The organism is Kosakonia sp. S42, from assembly GCF_016624785.1.
GTDB classification, from domain to species: Bacteria; Pseudomonadota; Gammaproteobacteria; order Enterobacterales; family Enterobacteriaceae; genus Kosakonia; species Kosakonia cowanii.
Genome location: NZ_JACVTW010000007.1, coordinates 194,720 through 212,412 on the forward strand (window position 1 = coordinate 194,720; position 17,693 = coordinate 212,412).

At 58.1% G+C, this 17,693-nt stretch carries 18 protein-coding genes; 7 read left to right on the top strand and 11 right to left on the bottom strand.

Annotated features, from left to right (window positions below):
- Nucleotides 1-85: 85 nt before the first annotated feature.
- Genes IAE50_RS11685 through IAE50_RS11695 form a run of 3 tightly spaced genes read right to left on the bottom strand, consistent with a single transcriptional unit; the run spans nt 86 to nt 2,057 of the window.
- Entirely contained in the window at nt 86-1,045 is a 960-nt protein-coding gene (locus IAE50_RS11685) for a sensor domain-containing diguanylate cyclase (protein WP_200580316.1), read from the bottom strand.
- 2 nt (nt 1,046-1,047) lie between these two features.
- Nucleotides 1,048-1,689 carry a chemotaxis protein CheC gene (locus IAE50_RS11690; RefSeq protein ID WP_042718620.1) on the bottom strand — a complete coding sequence of 214 codons (642 nt, stop codon included), beginning with the start codon at nt 1,687-1,689 and terminating at the stop codon, nt 1,048-1,050.
- Nucleotides 1,686-2,057, bottom strand: coding sequence for a response regulator (locus tag IAE50_RS11695; RefSeq protein ID WP_042718617.1), 372 nt, complete (start codon nt 2,055-2,057; stop codon nt 1,686-1,688). Before IAE50_RS11695 ends, IAE50_RS11690 begins: the two co-directional genes overlap by 4 nt.
- A gap of 420 nt (nt 2,058-2,477) precedes the next feature.
- Between IAE50_RS11695 and IAE50_RS11700 the strand changes: the two genes are divergently transcribed.
- The 3 genes from IAE50_RS11700 to IAE50_RS11710 all read left to right on the top strand — a co-directional run bounded on the left by IAE50_RS11700 (nt 2,478) and on the right by IAE50_RS11710 (nt 5,821).
- On the top strand, nt 2,478-4,097 hold the full coding sequence (locus IAE50_RS11700; RefSeq protein ID WP_200580317.1) for an ABC-F family ATP-binding cassette domain-containing protein: 1,620 nt from the start codon (nt 2,478-2,480) through the stop codon (nt 4,095-4,097).
- 174 nt (nt 4,098-4,271) lie between these two features.
- A complete protein-coding gene (locus IAE50_RS11705; RefSeq protein WP_042718613.1) occupies nt 4,272-5,234 on the top strand; it encodes a hypothetical protein in 963 nt (320 codons plus the stop codon).
- Nucleotides 5,234-5,821, top strand: coding sequence for a hypothetical protein (locus tag IAE50_RS11710; protein ID WP_200580318.1), 588 nt, complete (start codon nt 5,234-5,236; stop codon nt 5,819-5,821). Before IAE50_RS11705 ends, IAE50_RS11710 begins: the two co-directional genes overlap by 1 nt.
- Nucleotides 5,822-5,872: 51 nt before the next feature.
- Here the strand turns inward: IAE50_RS11710 and IAE50_RS11715 are convergent, their stop codons facing one another.
- Nucleotides 5,873-6,166: an HTH-type transcriptional regulator gene (locus IAE50_RS11715; RefSeq protein ID WP_042718609.1), complete on the bottom strand. Its 294-nt coding sequence runs from the start codon at nt 6,164-6,166 to the stop codon at nt 5,873-5,875.
- A 390-nt stretch (nt 6,167-6,556) separates the two neighbouring features.
- Between IAE50_RS11715 and IAE50_RS11720 the strand changes: the two genes are divergently transcribed.
- Together IAE50_RS11720 and IAE50_RS11725 are read left to right on the top strand one after the other, a co-directional pair.
- Nucleotides 6,557-7,267 (top strand): DUF3053 domain-containing protein, encoded by a 711-nt coding sequence (locus IAE50_RS11720; protein ID WP_042718608.1) that lies wholly within the window; start codon nt 6,557-6,559, stop codon nt 7,265-7,267.
- A gap of 252 nt (nt 7,268-7,519) precedes the next feature.
- Nucleotides 7,520-7,921, top strand: a complete 402-nt coding sequence (locus tag IAE50_RS11725; protein WP_200580319.1) for a hypothetical protein — start codon at nt 7,520-7,522, stop codon at nt 7,919-7,921.
- 67 nt (nt 7,922-7,988) lie between these two features.
- Here the strand turns inward: IAE50_RS11725 and ghrB are convergent, their stop codons facing one another.
- From ghrB to IAE50_RS11750, 5 genes are all read right to left on the bottom strand, one after another.
- The gene (gene ghrB, locus IAE50_RS11730) at nt 7,989-8,963 is read right to left on the bottom strand and encodes a glyoxylate/hydroxypyruvate reductase GhrB (protein ID WP_200580320.1); all 975 of its coding nucleotides are present in this window, start codon (nt 8,961-8,963) and stop codon (nt 7,989-7,991) included.
- Nucleotides 8,960-10,252, bottom strand: a complete 1,293-nt coding sequence (locus tag IAE50_RS11735) for an MFS transporter (RefSeq protein WP_042718604.1) — start codon at nt 10,250-10,252, stop codon at nt 8,960-8,962. The genes ghrB and IAE50_RS11735 overlap by 4 nt, the downstream gene beginning before the upstream one ends.
- A gap of 79 nt (nt 10,253-10,331) precedes the next feature.
- Complete coding sequence (locus tag IAE50_RS11740) at nt 10,332-11,273, bottom strand: sugar kinase (RefSeq protein ID WP_200580321.1); 942 nt, start codon at nt 11,271-11,273, stop codon at nt 10,332-10,334.
- A complete protein-coding gene (locus IAE50_RS11745) occupies nt 11,266-12,027 on the bottom strand; it encodes a sugar phosphate isomerase/epimerase (RefSeq protein WP_200580322.1) in 762 nt (253 codons plus the stop codon). Before IAE50_RS11745 ends, IAE50_RS11740 begins: the two co-directional genes overlap by 8 nt.
- 114 nt (nt 12,028-12,141) lie before the next feature.
- Entirely contained in the window at nt 12,142-13,158 is a 1,017-nt protein-coding gene (locus tag IAE50_RS11750; protein WP_200134914.1) for a LacI family DNA-binding transcriptional regulator, read from the bottom strand.
- Nucleotides 13,159-13,350: 192 nt separating this feature from the next.
- On the opposite strand from IAE50_RS11750, the gene IAE50_RS11755 reads away from it, so the two are divergent.
- Nucleotides 13,351-15,681 carry a molybdopterin guanine dinucleotide-containing S/N-oxide reductase gene (locus IAE50_RS11755; RefSeq protein WP_200580323.1) on the top strand — a complete coding sequence of 777 codons (2,331 nt, stop codon included), beginning with the start codon at nt 13,351-13,353 and terminating at the stop codon, nt 15,679-15,681.
- Here the strand turns inward: IAE50_RS11755 and IAE50_RS11760 are convergent.
- Both IAE50_RS11760 and tag read right to left on the bottom strand, forming a co-directional pair.
- Nucleotides 15,644-16,090, bottom strand: a complete 447-nt coding sequence (locus IAE50_RS11760; RefSeq protein ID WP_042718597.1) for an N-acetyltransferase — start codon at nt 16,088-16,090, stop codon at nt 15,644-15,646. The genes IAE50_RS11755 and IAE50_RS11760 overlap by 38 nt on opposite strands.
- The gene (gene tag / locus IAE50_RS11765; RefSeq protein WP_200580324.1) at nt 16,068-16,649 is read right to left on the bottom strand and encodes a DNA-3-methyladenine glycosylase I; all 582 of its coding nucleotides are present in this window, start codon (nt 16,647-16,649) and stop codon (nt 16,068-16,070) included. The genes IAE50_RS11760 and tag overlap by 23 nt, the downstream gene beginning before the upstream one ends.
- A 147-nt stretch (nt 16,650-16,796) precedes the next feature.
- Between tag and IAE50_RS11770 the strand changes: the two genes are divergently transcribed.
- Nucleotides 16,797-17,477 carry an autotransporter domain-containing protein gene (locus tag IAE50_RS11770; RefSeq protein ID WP_094418958.1) on the top strand — a complete coding sequence of 227 codons (681 nt, stop codon included), beginning with the start codon at nt 16,797-16,799 and terminating at the stop codon, nt 17,475-17,477.
- Nucleotides 17,478-17,693 lie beyond the last annotated feature (216 nt).

A 17,693-nucleotide genomic window follows, 5' to 3' on the forward strand; every position in this document is an offset into this window, starting at 1 on the left:
GCGCTAAATCGTAGGCCGGATAAGGCGTAGCCGCCATCCGGCAAAGCAGACGGTTCGGAACTGCCATCCGGCAACAGCGCCTAACTCAGTGGCGTGGCGCGTGGGTGAATCGACGAAAGGCATTACTGACGCGCACGGTGTTGCGCCCGGCGCGTTTCGCCTCGTAGAGCGCGTTATCGGCGCTCTGGATCAGCTGCCCATATTCGGTATGGTTCTGCTGACACAGGCTGGCGACGCCGATACTGACGCTGACGCAGCCATCCGGGGAACTGGCGTGGGGAAGCTCCAGGCGCTGCACGCTGGTGCGCAGCTTTTCTGCCAGCTCCACCGCCGCTGCCGAGCGCGTTTCCGGCAGCAGGGCGCAAAACTCCTCGCCGCCGTAACGAAACAGGATCTCATTCGGGTTGCAGAGCGCGCCGCGCATCGCCGCTGCGATCTGTTGCAGGCACTCATCGCCGTGCTGGTGACCATAGCTGTCGTTGTAGGACTTGAAGTAGTCCACATCGATCAGCAGCAGCGACAGCGGTTTATTGTTACGCTTGCTGGCGCGCCACTCGCGCTCAATGCAGAGATCGAAATAGCGGCGGTTGCCGACGCCCGTCAGGCCATCCGACAGGGATTGCGACAACAATTCATGGGCCTGATCGCGCAGCAGCGACTCACGGCGCACTGCCGCAGTGACATCGACAATCTGAATCAGGCAGTAACGCTCGGCATCGCCGAGTGGAACAATGGTCACCGCCTGGCTCAGACGGGCGGTTGGCCGCGCCGGTTCCGCATAGAGCGGAAAAGGGGAGCGGTGTAGCGATTGTGAAAGCAGGGAAGATAAATTGTGACCAATGGCCTGACGGATCGCATCGCCAACGCGGTGATAGGTCAGGTCCGGGAAGACGGAAAAAAAGTCTTCGCCAACGGTGTCGCTGGCCGCCCGCCCGGTATGCGTCTCTAACCACGCATTCCACAGCGCGATACGGTACTGCGCATCCACGAGGATGACACCGAGGCTGAGGGCTGAAAACGCATCCAATAACAACTTATCTTTCATGATTAATGCATTCCGCTGGGAACACTACCGGATTCTAAACGGCTGATATAAAGCCGAACCTGCTCGCGTAAGTCGCACAGAGCGGACATATCGAGGATAAACGCGAGATAGCCCTGGATCTGCTGGCGCTCGAGCGCAAAATCAATGCGCAGCATCATAACCAGCGGATCGTTCTCATCTTTTTCCGGGTTGAGGATCTCTTCGCTGCTGCCAACCCGCACCACTGGCAGCGAACCCTGTAGCTCTTTCTGGAACATATTTGCCAGCGTGCCGACACAGGCATTGAGCACGATATTGCCAATCTCGCTCATCGCTTCGCGCTCCATCTCGCCCAGTTCGTGCGCCGGGATCAGATCGCCGACCATCATGCGGACGATTTCAAAACTCGCGGCTTCCGGAAACATCAGAATCGCTTCGGTGGCATAGGCCCCTTCGTAATGCTGGCTAATGCCGAACAGCGATACGCCAGCACCCATCTCGTCGGCCGCTTTCGAGCGCGGCGTAAAGCGGATGGTCGGTACCGACATGCGCACCTCTTCGTTGACGATGTTGCTCATCGCCGCCGCTGCGTGGCCGACGCCGATGTTGAAGATCTCCATCAGGCTGTCTGCTTCAATCTCGCTGATATCGGGCAACTCGGTCATGGCTGGCTCTCCAGACGTTTCAGCATCTCGTGAAGCTGCGGCTCTTTCAGCGGTTTTGGCAGAAAGCCGAGGCCCATCTCTTCGGCGGCAGCCTGCACGGAGTTCTGCACGTTGGCGGTAAGCAGCACGATGTGGGTCTGCGGGTGCGTCTGACGCAGGCGTGACGCCGCTTCAATACCACCAATGCCGGGCATATTCACATCAAGCAGAATCAGATAGGGGGTGTTCGCCGCGGCATGGGCAATCGCCTCTTCGCCCGTACCGGCCTCATCAATGCTCCAGTCGCTGTGCAAGTTAAGAACATACTGGCGGGAAATCATGCGTGACAGGCGGCTGTCATCGACAATCAGAATATATCTGGACATCATTCATTCTCATTTTAGGATTCAGGGCCTGAAACCAGAACAATGCTTTACTTCCGGACCTCCTCCCTGAGCAGTGCTGAACGATATGCCACCGTTATGCGTTTGGGGTAACGCGCGGTTTTATCGTCTCCTTTCTGAAATGGCGATCCTGGATTGCACGCATGGCCTGCTACTTTCAGTTAAGTCACCTTATTCATCGGCAATATTGCGCAAACAATTAGCCCTCAATTTTGCGCACCGCGACGTAAAGATGAAAATTTAACCTTGAACCCGGCCAGGCTCTCTGGCTATCCTGTGCGCCGACGAACTCCTCGTCTCACTGGAGCGCACCCGGAAAATGAACAAACACGACTGATGAATCCACTACCTTGTTAAACGCTCGCGCGTTGGCAAGGCCGTTAACGATCTCATTCAGGAGTGCTTATGGCTCATTGTGCGCAGTCACCCGCCTTTATTTTGCATCAGGTCACCTGTCAGTTTGCGACGGGCGAAACCCTTTTTGGCCCGCTGAATTTAACCCTCGACGCCTCGCTGTGCGGGCTGGTGGGGCGTAACGGCGTTGGCAAAACCCAACTTCTACACCTGCTTGCCGGGCAATCTCAGCCCGCGTTTGGGCATATCGAATCCGCAGTGCGCTGGGCGTATGTCGCGCAGCAACACACCCTCTCTGCGCACACCACCCTGGCGCAGCTGCTCGGCTATGGCGAGATCTTCGCCGCGCTGGAGCGCGTGTTACAGGGGGGCTATCAGCCCGCCGATCTGGAGTTACTCGACGGTCAGTGGGATCTGCCTGAGCGGCTTGAGGCCGCCTTTCAACACGCTAATCTGCCGCCGTTCGCGCCGGACAAACCGGCTGCCGCACTGAGCGGCGGCGAGCGCGTTCGGGCGCTGCTCTGCGGCGCGTTTATGACCGGCGCGGATTACCTGTTACTGGATGAACCGACTAATCACCTCGATGGAGAAGGGCGGGCATGGTTTAGCGACCTGCTCCGGCAGCATAAAGGCGGTGCCCTGATCGCCACTCACGACCGGCACCTGCTCGGCGAGATGTCGCGCATTGTTGAACTGACGCCCGCCGGGCTTCGCAGCTACGGCGGCAATTACGCTGATTATGAGCAGCAGCGCGACGCGCAGCAGCAGGCCGCCCGCGCGATGCTGGATCATGCCGCCGTTGAGCGTCGGCGAGCGCGCAGCCGAATGCAGAAGGAGCACGACGCCAGCCTGCGGCGTTCGGCGAAAACGCTGCGCACCGTCGATACCCTCAACATCGCCTCCTTTGAGCGGGTGAAATATAAAAACCTCGCCAAAGAGCGCCCGGCGAGCTGGCGCAAGCAGCATCAACAACAAAATGAGGTACTTAATGCTGCGGTCACCGAGGCGCGTGAGCGAGTAGAGGAGGAGATGCCGATGCTGTTTACGCTACCCGGCAGCCAGGTGCCGCCGGGCAAACAGGTGCTGGTGCTCGACGAGGTGGTGCTGCCGCACATCGCGCTTTCTCCCCTGAGCCTGCGCATCGACGGCCCGCTGCGCGTCGCCATTCGTGGGCCAAATGGCTGCGGTAAGTCGACGCTGCTAAAGGCGATCCTCGGTGAGTTAGCGCCGCTGGCAGGCGAATGCCACCGCTCGGTCAGCTGCGCCTGGCTTGATCAGCATCTCTCGCGGTTTGATCTCTCGTTATCGGTGCTTGAGCACCTTCAGCGAGGCAACTCACTGCTGGAGGAGGGGGTGCTGCGCAGCCGTCTGGCGCAGTTACAGCTGGGCGCGGAGAAGGTGATGTTGCCGCTGGCGGCCCTGAGCGGCGGCGAGCGGTTGAAGGCGGCGCTTGCCTGCGTGCTCTGGCAGCGCGATGCCACGCAGCTGTTACTGCTCGACGAGCCGACCAACCATCTCGATCTCGCTTCCACCCGCGCGATTGAAGCGGCGCTGGCAGATTTTCCCGGCACAATGCTGGTGGTTTCACACGATGAGGCGTTTCTTGCCGGGCTTGGGCTGACGCACAGCCTGACGTGGCAGGTCAGCGGATGGTGCTGGCAGCAAGCGTGAGCGGGCAACCAATTCTCGTAGTCAATCCTGCTCTAAACTTGAGTGATGAAAATAAACGCGATACGGTTGCCTGCTGTTAATAAGAAGTAACATAAGTGAAAGCGATAGATATGCTCACGCTGTTTAGCCCCGGCTCGACAGCTTCTGCTACGCCACCGCCGCAAGGAAACGATGATGAATCTGCCAGGAATGAACCCCGAACGAAATCTGCCGGGGTATGAATTTGCCCGTATGACCGGTGCAGGAGCGAGTGATTTTGATTTTAAAGCCCTCGGCGCCGCAATGGATTGTACCCGTGAATTTGCCGACGCAGGCATCATCTATGCCGATGGCCCCGAGCGTTATCTGGTGCGTCCGAGTAAACGCCATCCCAACGGGCAGAGCGGCATCGTCACTCACGTTATCGTCACCAAAGCCGCCGCCCAGCCGACCAACTCCAGCAACGGTAAAGCGCTGACGGAAGCGGTCTCTGCAACGTCGATGGGCACCGAGATCGCCTCGACGGTGCTCTCCTGCGGGGCGATGCTTATCACTGCGGGCGTGATGGCCGCCGGTACCGTCGCCACACCGCTCACCGCGGGCGGCAGCACCGTGCTGGTGGCGATTGGCTATGCGGGCACGGCGGCGACCGGTTTGCAGTGCCTTAACGGCATCTATCGCGTGTACGATCTGGTGGAGAACGGCGGTGAAAACGTCGCCTGGCTTGATTCCCAGGAGTGGTATGTCGCCACTTCAACTTCGCTGGATCTTGTCTCACTGGCGAGCGCCGGTGGCGCGCTGAAAGAGGCGCTGGCAACCTGGAAAGCGATGAAGTCGGTCTCCTCGCTGAAAGCGACGCAGTGGCTGAAAGAGTATCCGCGCCAGGATCGCGCCCGTCTGACGGAGCTGATTATCCGCGCGCAGAACCCCGGTATCAGCAATAAAGGCATCAAGGCCGCCATCCGCGCCGGGCTCTATCCGAAACGCTTCCCCGTCGAGCCGGTCCAGGTTGAACTGACCCGTCAGTTGGGCCAGGTGGTGACCAGCGCAGCGGCACTGGCAGGCAGCGCGGTGAGTGGCGTTATTGCCGCACCGGGCAACGTGCCGCGCACCGGGCGCTATATCGTCGGGACCATTCAGTCGCTGGCGGTGATCTGATGTCGTTGTTAAGCTGGCTGACGGGATCGGTGTTCTACGATTTATGGCAGCACGGGCGTGAAATCGAGCCGCTGATCGCGCGCAAAGATGAACGCGTCCTGTCGCGCTCCACGCCCGAGCTGGAGCGCCATTTTGACAAAACCGCCGTCGAGCAGCCGCGCCAGAACGGCTTCCCGGTGGCGTTTGTAATGCTGCTGCTGCTAGTGGCGTTTGCGCTCAATCTGCTTTCCCTGCTGCGCCTCTTGCCGGGGCTGACGCCGCCGCTACACGCGCTCGCCTTTTTTGCTCCTGCGCTGGTGGTGCTGGCGACCACCATCAGCAGCATGTTTATGCTGGCGCGCGGCTTTAGCGCCGGGCTTGCCGGTTTCGCGTATCTCTTTAGCGGCTTGCTGCTGGTCACCGTGGCGCAGTTGGTGATTAATCTGCTGACGGGCGGCGGTGCGGCGATACCGTTGCTGATTGCATTGGCGGCATTAGTCGGGTGTCGGCGGTTGCTTAATGGCGAAGGGTTTGTGGTGTTTGCGCTCTACTGTCGAACAGCGCGTCTGACAAAAGTGGCGAGGACGTTGCGGTTGAAGTCTCGTTAAGGCGGGAAAAACATAAACCCCCGGCGTGGCGGGGGCTCTGACCGTTGCAGCTTAGTCAATAAGCTGCTTGCTGAGCATCGGATTCGAATGAATCAGGCGCATCAGTTTCATCTCGGTGGCGGTGGGTGTTATACGTTGTGATTCCCACTCATGCACCATTGAGACAGAGACTCCCATCGCACGAGCGAAGTCATCAATCTTCAGACCGGTTCCACGTCGCAATTGTTCAAAGTCACTAAAGGAATTCGGCTTCTTGCTCAGGGTTCCCGTCTGCGCAACATCTTTCTTAAATACGATCTGTTCGAGACTGCTCATCAGTTCAAACATCGGGTCTTTGTACTCCATTGAGCACTCCTCATAAAATCACACAGCGGATATCGTGATACAGCCTGATAAGAGTAGTCGGAAAAAAACCTGGCGTATGATTTCGCCAGTGATTATTTACGTTGTAAGCGGGGTAGATGCGCGCAAAATGCACCTTCTGCCGCTTAAGTTTTGTTTAATTGATTGATTAATAAGAGAGCGATTTTGCTCGGTATAAATTTGTAAATCGTCAGCAAAAATTTGGATTAAGAATAATCTGACCGCGATCACGGAAAATATCGTGCCAAAACGGATCCGCACGCTTTTGTGTGTAATGAAGGGGTATCTTGCGAGGCTGACCTGGACTATCCTTGTAGGCCGTTGGGCACGCGTGTGCCGAGAAGCGGTTTTATGGGTGAAAGGAGTAATAAAATGGCGACAGGACAGTCCTGCTCTCGCTGGTTTGCGTCTCTTGCGGCGCTATTAATGGTGGTAAGCCTGAGTGGGTGTTTTGATAAAGAAGGCGATCAACGTAAAGCGTTTATCGATTTCCTGCAGAATACGGCAATGCGCAGCAGCGAACGTCTGCCAGCGCTGACGGCGGATCAGAAAAAACAGTTCGGCCCGTTTGTCTCTGATTATGCGGTTATCTATGGCTATTCCCAGCAGGTAAACCAGGCGATGGATTCCGGTCTGCGCCCGGTCGTTGATAGCGTTAACGCCATCCGCGTTCCGCAGGATTATATGACGCAGCGCGAGCCGCTTCGCCAGGCCAACGGTTCTCTCGGCGTGCTGAGCCAGCAGTTGCAGAACGCGAAAATGCAGGCCGATGCTTCTCATGCCGCGCTCAAGCAGGCAGACGATCTGAAACCGGTCTATGACCAGGTTTACACCAAAGTGGTGACCAACCCGGCTAACGCGCTGCAACCGCTGATCCCGGCGGCGCAGGTCTTCACCCAGCAGCTGGTGCAGGTGGGCGACTTTATCGCGCAGCAGGGCACGCAGGTGAGCTTTACGGCGAACGGCATTCAGTTCCCGACCTCCGAGCAGGCCAGCCAGTATAACGCGCTGATTGGGCCGCTGGCGGCGCAGCATCAGGCGTTTACCCAGGCCTGGACGGCAACCGTCTCAGGAATGAAATAAGTAATAAGGCTACGGTGAAGCGCGGTTGCTAATGGCTGGCGCGACACCTGTACCATCCGCGCCTGAAAGGAACGGCCTGTTAATGGCCGTTCCGCTTCTCTTCAGGCAGACGAGGAAGCTATGTCAGCGCTTTTTCCTCTACATTCATCTGTCACAGTGAATCTTCGCAAACAAGTCGCCGTAAATGGCTGAGCCAGCCCATCGCCTTTACCCATGAACGCGGTTAGATTTCAACGTAGAGGTTATTTATCAGTGGAGATAACCAAATACTTACATTTTGTTCCATGGATACTCGTTGGAATAAACATCTTTTATTCCTTAAAAGGAATAAAAGTAAATAAAGAAGAGAACACGCTAATCAGGCAGTGGAACAGCAGAGGAAAATGGCAAGGTGAAGTGACCGCTGCCTCCGTTGTTGAGTGGAAGCAGCTGAGCGTCATGCATAATTTTGACTACTTCTACCTGTTCACGCTGGAATGCAGTATCAGCGGGAAAAAAACGGTACTGAAAGCCGCGGGCGTGATACCGGTATCGCAAGTGAAGCTCATCAAGAAGGGCGCGTCTGTAGTGCTCAAATACACTCTTAACCCTCCAAAAACTGCCGTTGAAAACATTGTCGATCCCGAGGGGCAAGAGGCTGTCGATTTACCGTAGCAGTAAGCGGATGCAGGCATAAAAAAAGAGGCGATACAATCGCCTCTTTTTTATTGCTGAATTGACCTTAGCGGACGACCTGCGGGTTAACGCAGTTCTGCTCCACCTTGCCATTGAGCGCATCAATCAGGTTATCGACCGCGCAGGCCGCCATGTTGTAGCGCGTCTCATGGGTCGCAGAACCGATATGCGGCAGTGCCACGACGTTGGGCAGCGACAGCAGCGGTGAGTCCGCTGGCAGCGGCTCCTGCTCAAATACATCCAGCCCGGCGGCGTGGATTTCGCCGTTTTGCAGCGCCTCAATCAGCGCCGCTTCATCCACTACCGGACCGCGTCCGGCATTAATAAAGATGGCGGTTTTTTTCATCATCGCGAACTGCGCTTTGCCGATCAGATGCTGCGTCTCTTCAGTGAGCGGCAGCACTACACAGACAAAATCGGACTCCTGCAATACCGTTTCCAGATCGCAATGGCGCGCCTGAAAGCGCGCTTCCGCTTCGGCGTGCTGGCTGCGGGCGTGGTAAAGAATCGGCATGCCGAAGCCACAGTGCGCGCGCTGCGCCAGTGCCAGGCCAATGCGCCCCATACCGACAATACCCATCGTTTTATGGTGTACATCAATGCCGAACCAGTCCGGCCCAATGCTTTTGGTCCATTCGCCTGCTTTGACCCGCTCAGCCACATCCACCACCCGGCGGGCGCTGCTCAGCACCAGCGCCATAATGGTGTCTGCCACGGTTTCGGTCAGCACGGTTGGCGTGTGCATCAGGGCAATCTTGCGCGCGTTCAGCGCATCCACATCAAAATTGTCATAGCCCACCGAGATGGTCGAGGTGGCACGCAGCTGCGGCATCTTCTCCAGCAGCGCGCTATCCACCGTCTGGCTGGAGCCTAACAGCCCCTGCGCGTTGGCAAATGCCTCGGCATGTTGCTGCACCGTTTCAGGTTTCAGGTTAGCAACCTGGGTCACGGTAAAGTGCGTCTCCAGTCGTGCGAGCAGATCATCGGGCAAGGCTTTGTACAGGATGATAGATGGCTTCATGCGGTTCTCCCTTGTGACGGTGCGCCTGCCGGAATCTGCTTATTGTTAGCAGGCTTAACAATTAAAGTAAGCCATACAGAGGCGAAAAGTGCCACCCCCATAAATATGTACGAAGCGGACGGGCTGCCGGTCGCGCCGTTGAGGTAGCCGACAAACCACGAGCCGCAGAATGAGCCGAGCGCGCCCATGCTGTTGATTAACGCCATTGCGCCGCCCGCCACATTACGCGGCAGCATCTCCGGGATAATCGCGAAGAAGGGGCCATACGGCGCGTACATCGCCGCCCCGGCAATCACCAGCAGGGTGTAGGAGATCCAGAAGTGATTCGCGCCCACGGCCCACGAGCCGATAAAGGCGAACGCGCCAATCAGCAGCAGCGGCCAGACAAAGAGTTTGCGGTTTTGCAGCTTATCGGAGGCCCAGGAGGCGAGGATCATGGCAATGGTCGCCGCCAGGTAAGGTACGGAAGAGAGCCAGCCCACTTCCACCATGCCGAGGTTGTCGCCGCCGCTGCGAATAATCGACGGCAGCCACAGCACAAAGCCATACACGCCGATGCTCCACGCGAAATATTGCAGGCAGAGCAACACCACATTGCGCGAGCGGAAGGCTTCGCTGTAGTTACGAACCGCTTTAATGCCCTGCTGCTCTTTATCAAGCTGCGTTTGCAGCGCGCGCTTCTCATCTTCGCTCAGCCACTTCGCCTGGCTCGGTTTATCTTTTACCAGTACCCACCAGCAGAAGGCCCAGATCACCGCCGGTACGCCTTCGATGATAAACATCTCACGCCAGCCGAAAGACTGGATCAGGTAGCCGGAGACCACCGACATCCACAGCACCGTGACCGGGTTACCGAGGATTAAAAAGGTGTTCGCCCGCGAGCGCTCCGATTTGGTAAACCAGTTACTGATGTAAATCAGCATCGCTGGCATCACCGCCGCTTCCACCACGCCGAGGATAAAGCGGATGGCGGCCAGCATCGGAATATTGCTCACTACGCCGGTCAGCGATGCGCAGGCACCCCACAAAATCAGGCAGATAAAGATCAGCTTGCGCACGCTGCGCCGTTCGGCGTAGACCGCGCCGGGGATCTGGAAGAAGAAGTAGCCGAGGAAGAAGAGCGCGCCCAGCAGCGAAGAGACGCCTTTGGTGATGCCGAGATCGTCGTTAATCCCGGCCGCGGAGGCGAAGCTGAAGTTCGCGCGATCGAGGTAGGCCAGACTGTAGGTGATAAACACAATCGGCATGATATAGAGCCAGCGTTTGGCTGAGTTGGTGGCGTTGCTCATAAGGTTGCCTCTATGGTTGAGGTTATTTTCCACCTGTCATGTAGGGTACAGGCGGTTTGAGTATCCGCGAAACGGGCGCTTACAGCGCGCCCAGCTCCGCGCGGGTTGGCAATCCTTCGCTGTCGCCGGGCACCTGAATCGCCCGCGCACCGATGGCATTGCCCCGGCGCACCGCATCGTGCAGCGTTTTTCCTTCCAGCAGGGCGCTGATCACCCCGACGGCAAAACCATCGCCTGCGCCAACGGTATCGACGACGTTCTCGACAATAACCGGCGCAACCGCCCCCTGTTCGCCCTCGGCGGTTTTAAACCACGCGCCGTCAGGGCCGGTTTTGATAATTACCGCCTTCACGCCGCGTTGCAGATAGAAATCAGCAATCCCTTCCGGTGTCTGCTGACCGGTGAGAATTACGCCCTCTTTCTGCCCCGGCAGCACCCAGTCTGCCTGGAAGGCGAGTGCGTTGAGCTTCTCGACCATCTCCGCTTCGCTCTTCCACAGCACCGGGCGCAGGTTGGGATCAAACGACAGGGTTTTGCCCTGCGATTTCATCGCCTTCGCCGCATGCTCCAGCAGGGCGTAAGAGGTGGTGGAGATCGCCGCCGCCACGCCGCTCATATGCAGGTGGCGCGCATCGCTGAACAGCGCGGCGTTAAAATCCTCCGGCGAAAGGTGGCTGGCAGCGGAGCCCTTGCGGAAATACTCCACAATGGGATCGGTTCCATCGTCGCATTTCGATTTCAGCTGAAAACCGGTCGGGTAGCGGGTATCCAGCGTCACGCCGGAGGTATCAATCCCCTCTTTGCGCAGCGTGTTGAGGATAAAGCGGCCAAAGCTGTCATCGCCGACGCGGCTGACCCAGCTCACTTTCAGCCCCAGACGCGCAAGACCGGTGGCAACATTTAATTCGGCACCGGCCGCCCGTTTAATAAAGTGCCCGGCCTCGGCGAGATCGCCGGTTTCGGTGGCGACAAACATTGCCATCGCTTCGCCAAGGGTGATGACATCCAGCGCGTTATGCATGGCTGAACTCCTTACGCAGCAGAGAGACATAGTGGCGGGTTACGGCAGTCAAATCGTCGCCCTCAAGCGGAAACTCAATGCCACGCGGTACATCGCCAGGCAGTGCATCGAGCAGCGCCAGCCATCGCGGGTTTTCGGCATTCGGTGGTGTTGCGCAGTGCTTATCGCCTGCGCGGTCAACGGCTTTGACATGCACATAACTGACGGCGGGCGCGAGCTGGCGCGCGGCCTCTTCCGGCTCATCGCCAACCCACAGCCAGTTGCCGGTATCAAAGGTGAGCGTGACGGGGAGGTGCGCAGTGTGACAGGCGGCTTTAAAGCGCAGCATTGGCGCGAGCTTGCCGCACTCAGTTTGATCGTTTTCCACTACCAGCGGCACATCGCTTGCCGCCAGCCAGCCACGCAGGGTCTCCAGCACGCCGTTATCTTTGAAATGACCCAGCGAGACTTTCAGCCACAGCGCTTTTAGCGTGCGGGCCTCTTCCAGCAGGGCGGGCAGGCGCGGGTTTAATGTGCCATCGGCCAGGCAGAGCGGCTCCGGCGCGGAGTAGCAGACCAGCAGGTTGTGCATATCGATGGCGAAGGCCAGCGAGGGCAGATGCGACAACTCTTCGTCGTTCAGCAGTTCGCGGCGAATCTCCACGCCGTCGGCACCGGCATCGGCAATGATCGGCAGCGTGCCGACCTGGCCGCCCAGCGCCGCCACCTGGTCATGGCCATAGGCGGCGGTAACAACAATAATTTTTCTTTTCATCTTCCGGTTCCCCGATAACGGCAGGGTGATTAGCTTCCATTAACGCTAGATGGAACCGGTTCCAAAGAAAAGTTCACTGTGTCGAATTTATGATCGGCATCACGAAGAGGAGAATTAACGCGACGTGGAGCCGCGCACGATCAGTTCGCCGGAGAAAACCCGCTCGTGCACCGTGTCGCTGTGGCCCTCAATGCGGCGCACCACCTGCTCGACGGCGGCAAAACCGATCTGCCAGGTCGGTTGTTTGAGGGTGGTAATGCCCACACCTGCCAGCTCTGCCCACTCCAGCTCATCAAAGCCGAGCAGGCCGATATCGCTGCCCCAGTTCAGCCCAATACGCTTAAGCGATCGCGCCACTTGCAGGGTCAACGCGCCGTTGGCAGAGATCACCGCTTTGCGCATGCCGCGGTGGCGGGCATGGAACTGGCGCAGGGTGTTATCCAGCTGCGCCGCTTCGTGCAGCACCACTTCCGCATCTTCCGCTACCACGCCAGGGTAGCGGGCAAGGGTGGAGTGAAAAGCGTTTAGCCTTTCGCGGCGAGTGTTGACGGTGCCCAGCGGTTCGCTGAGGAACAGCAGGGCTTCAAAACCCTGCTCGATAAGGTGCTCGGTGGCGGTGGTGGCGGCCTGGGTGTTATCCAGCCCGACGACATCGCAGGCGAAATCAGGAATTTTGCGGTCAATCAGCACCATCGGCAGGGAGGATTGTTGCAGGCGGTTTAGCCCCTCTTCGCGCATACCCACGGCGTTCACCACAATCCCCTCCACCTGGTAGCTACGCAGCAGGTCAAGGTAGTGCAGCTCCTGATCGACTTCGTTATTGGTATTACAGACCAGCGGCGTAAATCCCTTTTCGCGGCAGGCGGCTTCGATGCCGCTCAGCACGTGCACGGAGTAGGGATTGGTGATATCGGCGATAATCAGCCCGATAAGCCGGGTGCGCCCGCGCTTAAGACCGCGCGCCATCAGGCTTGGGCGGTAATCGAGTGCGGCGATGGCCTGCTCAATACGCGCCAGCAGGGCATCGGAAAGCAGATGTTTTTCACCGTTGAGATAGCGTGAAATACTGGTTTTGCCGGTGTTGGCCGCTTTCGCCACATCGCTGATGGTTGGGCGCGTCGTTTTCGCCATTGTTGCTTCCCTCGCCGTAACTGGTTGCCCACACCTTAGCGCGAAATCGCGGGCAATCAAGCACTAACCTGCGCTTATCACCCGGCGCGCGGCGGTAATGACGTTTAATTCTTTGCCAAACGCGCCCCGCCGTGGATGATAGAGCGCAAACAACACATCCGACACCACCTGCAAGCTATTCAGGAGCGCGCTTTGGCAAACTCTGCTATCAAAACAGTTCTTACGGCGGCCCACTGGGGCCCGATGCTGGTCGACACCGATGGTGAAAAGGTGCTCGCCTCACGCGGCGCGCTGCCAACGCCTTTCCCCAACTCGCTGCAAAGCGTGGTGCAGGAGCAGGTGCACAGCGAAACGCGCGTGCGCTACCCGATGGTGCGCAAAGGCTTTCTCGCTTCGCCCGACAGCCCGCAAGGCGTGCGCGGGCAGGATGAGTTTGTGCGCGTCAGCTGGGATCAGGCACTGGATCTGATCCATCAGCAGCACAAACGTATTCGTGACAGCTATGGCCCGTCATCAATCTTTGCGGGTTCCTACGGCTGGCGCTCCAACGGCGTGCTGCACAAAGCCGCCACGCTGTTACAGCGCTATATGAGCCTCGCGGGCGGCTACACCGGCCATCTGGGGGATTACTCCACTGGTGCCGCGCAGGCGATTATGCCGCACGTGGTTGGCGGCAACGAAGTTTACCAGCAGCAGACCAGCTGGCCGCTGATCCTTGAGCATAGCGACGTAGTGGTGCTGTGGAGCGCCAACCCGCTAAACACCCTGAAGATTGCCTGGAACGCCTCGGATGAGCAGGGGATTCCTTACTTTGACGCGCTGCGCAACAGCGGCAAGCGGGTGATCTGTATCGATCCGATGCGATCGGAGACCGTTGATTTCCTCGGCGACCGCGCGGAGTGGATCGCGCCGCATATGGGCACCGACGTGGCGCTGATGCTCGGCATCGCCCATACGCTGGTAGAGAACGGCTGGCAGGATAATGATTTTCTCTCCCGTTGCACCGTGGGCTACGAGATTTTTGCCGCCTACCTCACCGGCGAAAGCGATGGCGTGGCGAAAACGGCGGAGTGGGCAGCAGGCATCTGCGGCATCGAAGCGGCTAAAATCCGCGAACTGGCGGACGTTTTCCATAAAAACACCACCATGTTGATGGCAGGCTGGGGGATGCAGCGCCAGCAGTTTGGCGAGCAAAAACACTGGATGCTGGTGACGCTGGCGGCGATGCTTGGGCAGATCGGCACGCCGGGCGGCGGGTTTGGCCTCTCTTATCACTTTGCCAACGGCGGTAACCCGACACGCCGCGCCGCGGTGCTCGCTTCAATGCAGGGGCTGGTCAAAGGCGGCACCGACGCAGTACATAAATTCCCCGTCGCGCGCATTGTTGAAGCGCTGGAGAACCCCGGCGCGCCTTACCAGCATAACGGCATCAACGGACACTTCCCGGATATCCGCTTTGTCTGGTGGGCGGGCGGCGCAAACTTTACCCATCATCAGGATACCAACCGCCTGATCCGCGCCTGGCAGAAGCCAGAACTGGTGGTGATCTCCGAGTGTTTCTGGACGGCTGCGGCGAAACACGCCGATATCGTGCTGCCCGCTACCACTTCGTTTGAGCGTAACGATTTGACGATGACCGGCGATTACAGCAACCAGCACCTGGTGCCGATGCAGCGCGTGGTGCCGCCGCAGTTTGAGGCGCGCGATGACTTCGAGGTGTTTGCTGACTTAAGCGAGCGCTGGGAAGCGGGCGGGCGCGAACGCTTTACCGAAGGGAAGAGCGATCTGCAGTGGCTGGAGACCTTCTACAACATCGCCGGTGAGCGCGGGGCGAGCCAGCAGGTAACGCTGCCGCCGTTTGCTGAGTTCTGGCAGGCAAACCAGCTGATTGAGATGCCACAGAGCGAGCAGAACGCGCGCTTTGTGCGTTACGCCGATTTCCGTCGCGATCCGCAGGCGCACCCGCTGAAAACGCCGAGCGGTAAAATCGAAATCTTCTCTGAGCGCATTAAAAGCTTTGGCTATGCCGACTGCCCGCCGCATCCGACATGGCTGGAGCCAGATGAGTGGCATGGCAATGCCGAGCCGGAGCAGCTGCAGGTGCTCTCTGCGCACCCCGCGCATCGCCTGCACAGCCAGCTCAACTTTACTCGTCTGCGCGAGGAGTATGCGGTTGCCGGGCGCGAGCCAATTACGCTCCATCCGCTCGATGCGCAGGCGCGCGGTATCGCGCCGGGCGATGTGGTGCGGGTGTGGAACCAGCGCGGGCAGGTGCTGGCGGGCGCGGTGGTGAGCAGCGGTATTAAGCCTGGCGTGATCTGTATTCATGAAGGGGCATGGCCGGATCTTGAGCCAACGGCGGACGGGCTGTGTAAAAACGGCGCGGTGAACGTGCTGACTAAAGATTTGCCCAGCTCGCGGCTGGGCAATGGCTGCGCGGGGAATACGGCGCTGGCGTGGGTTGAGAAGTATCGCGGCCCGGCGCTTACGCTGACGGCGTTTGATCCGCCTGCCAGCTCATGATCCACGTCGGATGACCGGTCTCCTCCTGCCATGCGCTTTCGGTAATGGTAAAGCCCTGCGCATGGTAGAAGTTCACCGCCCGCTCATTCTGCTGGTAAACCTCAAGGCTTAAGCGGGGAAAGTGCTGTTTAACATGGTTAATCAGCGCTTTCCCGAACCCCAGGCCAAACGCCTGCGGGCGCACAAACAGCGCGCCGATAAACTGCTCATCCATCACGCTGACAAAGCCCTGCAATTCGCCCTCCTGCTCAGCGACCCAGGTTTTCGCCGACGGAAGGTAGGCGTCGCGCACCAGCGCTTCGCTCTCCTGCCAGTAGCTGGCCTGAATAAAGGGGTGGGCGAGGGTGGTGCTCTCCAGCCACAGCGCCAGCAGCGGAGTTAAATCTTCACTGTTCCATGCGCGAATCATGCGTTCCTCCCGGGTAACAGATGCAGCCGACGACGTGGTCATTAACCAGACCGCAGGCCTGCATAAAGGCATAACAGATAGTTGAACCAACAAATTTGAAGCCGCGTTTTTTCAGCGCTTTTGATAAGGCGTCGGAGACGGGCGTTGAGGCAGGGATCTCTGCGAGCAGGGCGGCGTGCGCGATCTGTGGCTGGTTATCGACGAACCCCCAGACAAAATCTGAAAATGACTCGCCGTTGGCTTCCATCGCCAGGTAGGCGCGCGCATTACCAATAATCGCTTCAATCTTGCCACGATGGCGAATAATCCCGGCATTTTGCAGTAAATTATCGACATCCTGCGCCGTCATGGCGGCGACGCGCTGCGGGTCAAAGTTATAGAAGGCGTGACGGTAATTCTCCCGCTTTTTCAACACCGTAATCCACGACAGCCCCGCCTGCTGCCCTTCGAGGCAGATCATCTCGAACAGCTTTTTGCCCTCTCTTTGCGGCACGCCCCACTCGTTATCGTGATAATCGAGATAGAGCGGGTCCTGCGTAACCCAACCACAACGCTGCATATCCATACTCCGTTTGTGAAGGAAAAATAAACGTCGGCCTGCCTTGACGTAAACTCCAGAAAGACAATATTTATTACAGGGCTTTTGCCCGTTCTAACAACGATAACAATTACGCCGAGTTCGGCTCTTCTCTGGAGTCGTAAAATAATGAAAACAACCCGCAGTGGCCTGATGATGTCGCTGCTGCCTGCCTGTCTGCTTTTTTCTCAGACGGCGGCGGCGTGGCAGCAAGAGTATGTCGGTGCTGATGACACCGATGGACGCTATCGCTGGGATAGCGAACGGCAACCCCGTTATAACGATATTCTTGAAGAGCGCATTCGTTCGACGCAAAACTCGCCGGGGCTGGCCATTAATCTCCCCGACACGTCGCCGCTCGATACGATTAGCACCATGAGCCTTGGCTGGAATATTCCGCTCTCAAGTAAAGTCACTACCGGCCCGGTGGCGGTGTGGCACTACGATGGCTCAACGACCTCAATGTATAACGAATTCGGCGACAGTGCGACCAACGTGCAGTACAGCGATCCGCTGTGGCACGCCAGCGTCAGTTCGCTGGGCTGGCGCGTCGATAGCCGCTTTGGCGATCTGCGTCCGTGGGCGCAAATTAGCGTTAACCAGCAGTTTGGCGAAAACGTCTGGAAGAGCCAGTCGGGCCTTTATCGCCTTACCGCCGCCAACCAGTATGGTAACTGGATGGATGTCACGCTGGGGGCCGATATGCTGCTCAACCCGCACCTCGCGGCCTACGCCTCAATGTCGCAATCGGAAAACGAGACCTGGGGGCAAAACTACCTCTACAGCATGGGGGTCAGCGCCCGTTTTTAGCTCGATTAAAACAATCTTTTTACACTCTTGAAACAATAGCGGCGCGTTTTATATTGATAGTATGTACTAACTCACACTTAGTATTCGCCGCAGTGATATTTCGCGCGGTCATTCATTCCCGCTTAGCGGCATTTCATTCCTCTCTCGCTGCATTTCATGCCTTTTTTACCCAGGCATGAAATGCGCTTCGTTATGGTTGTCGGCAGTGAATTCCTT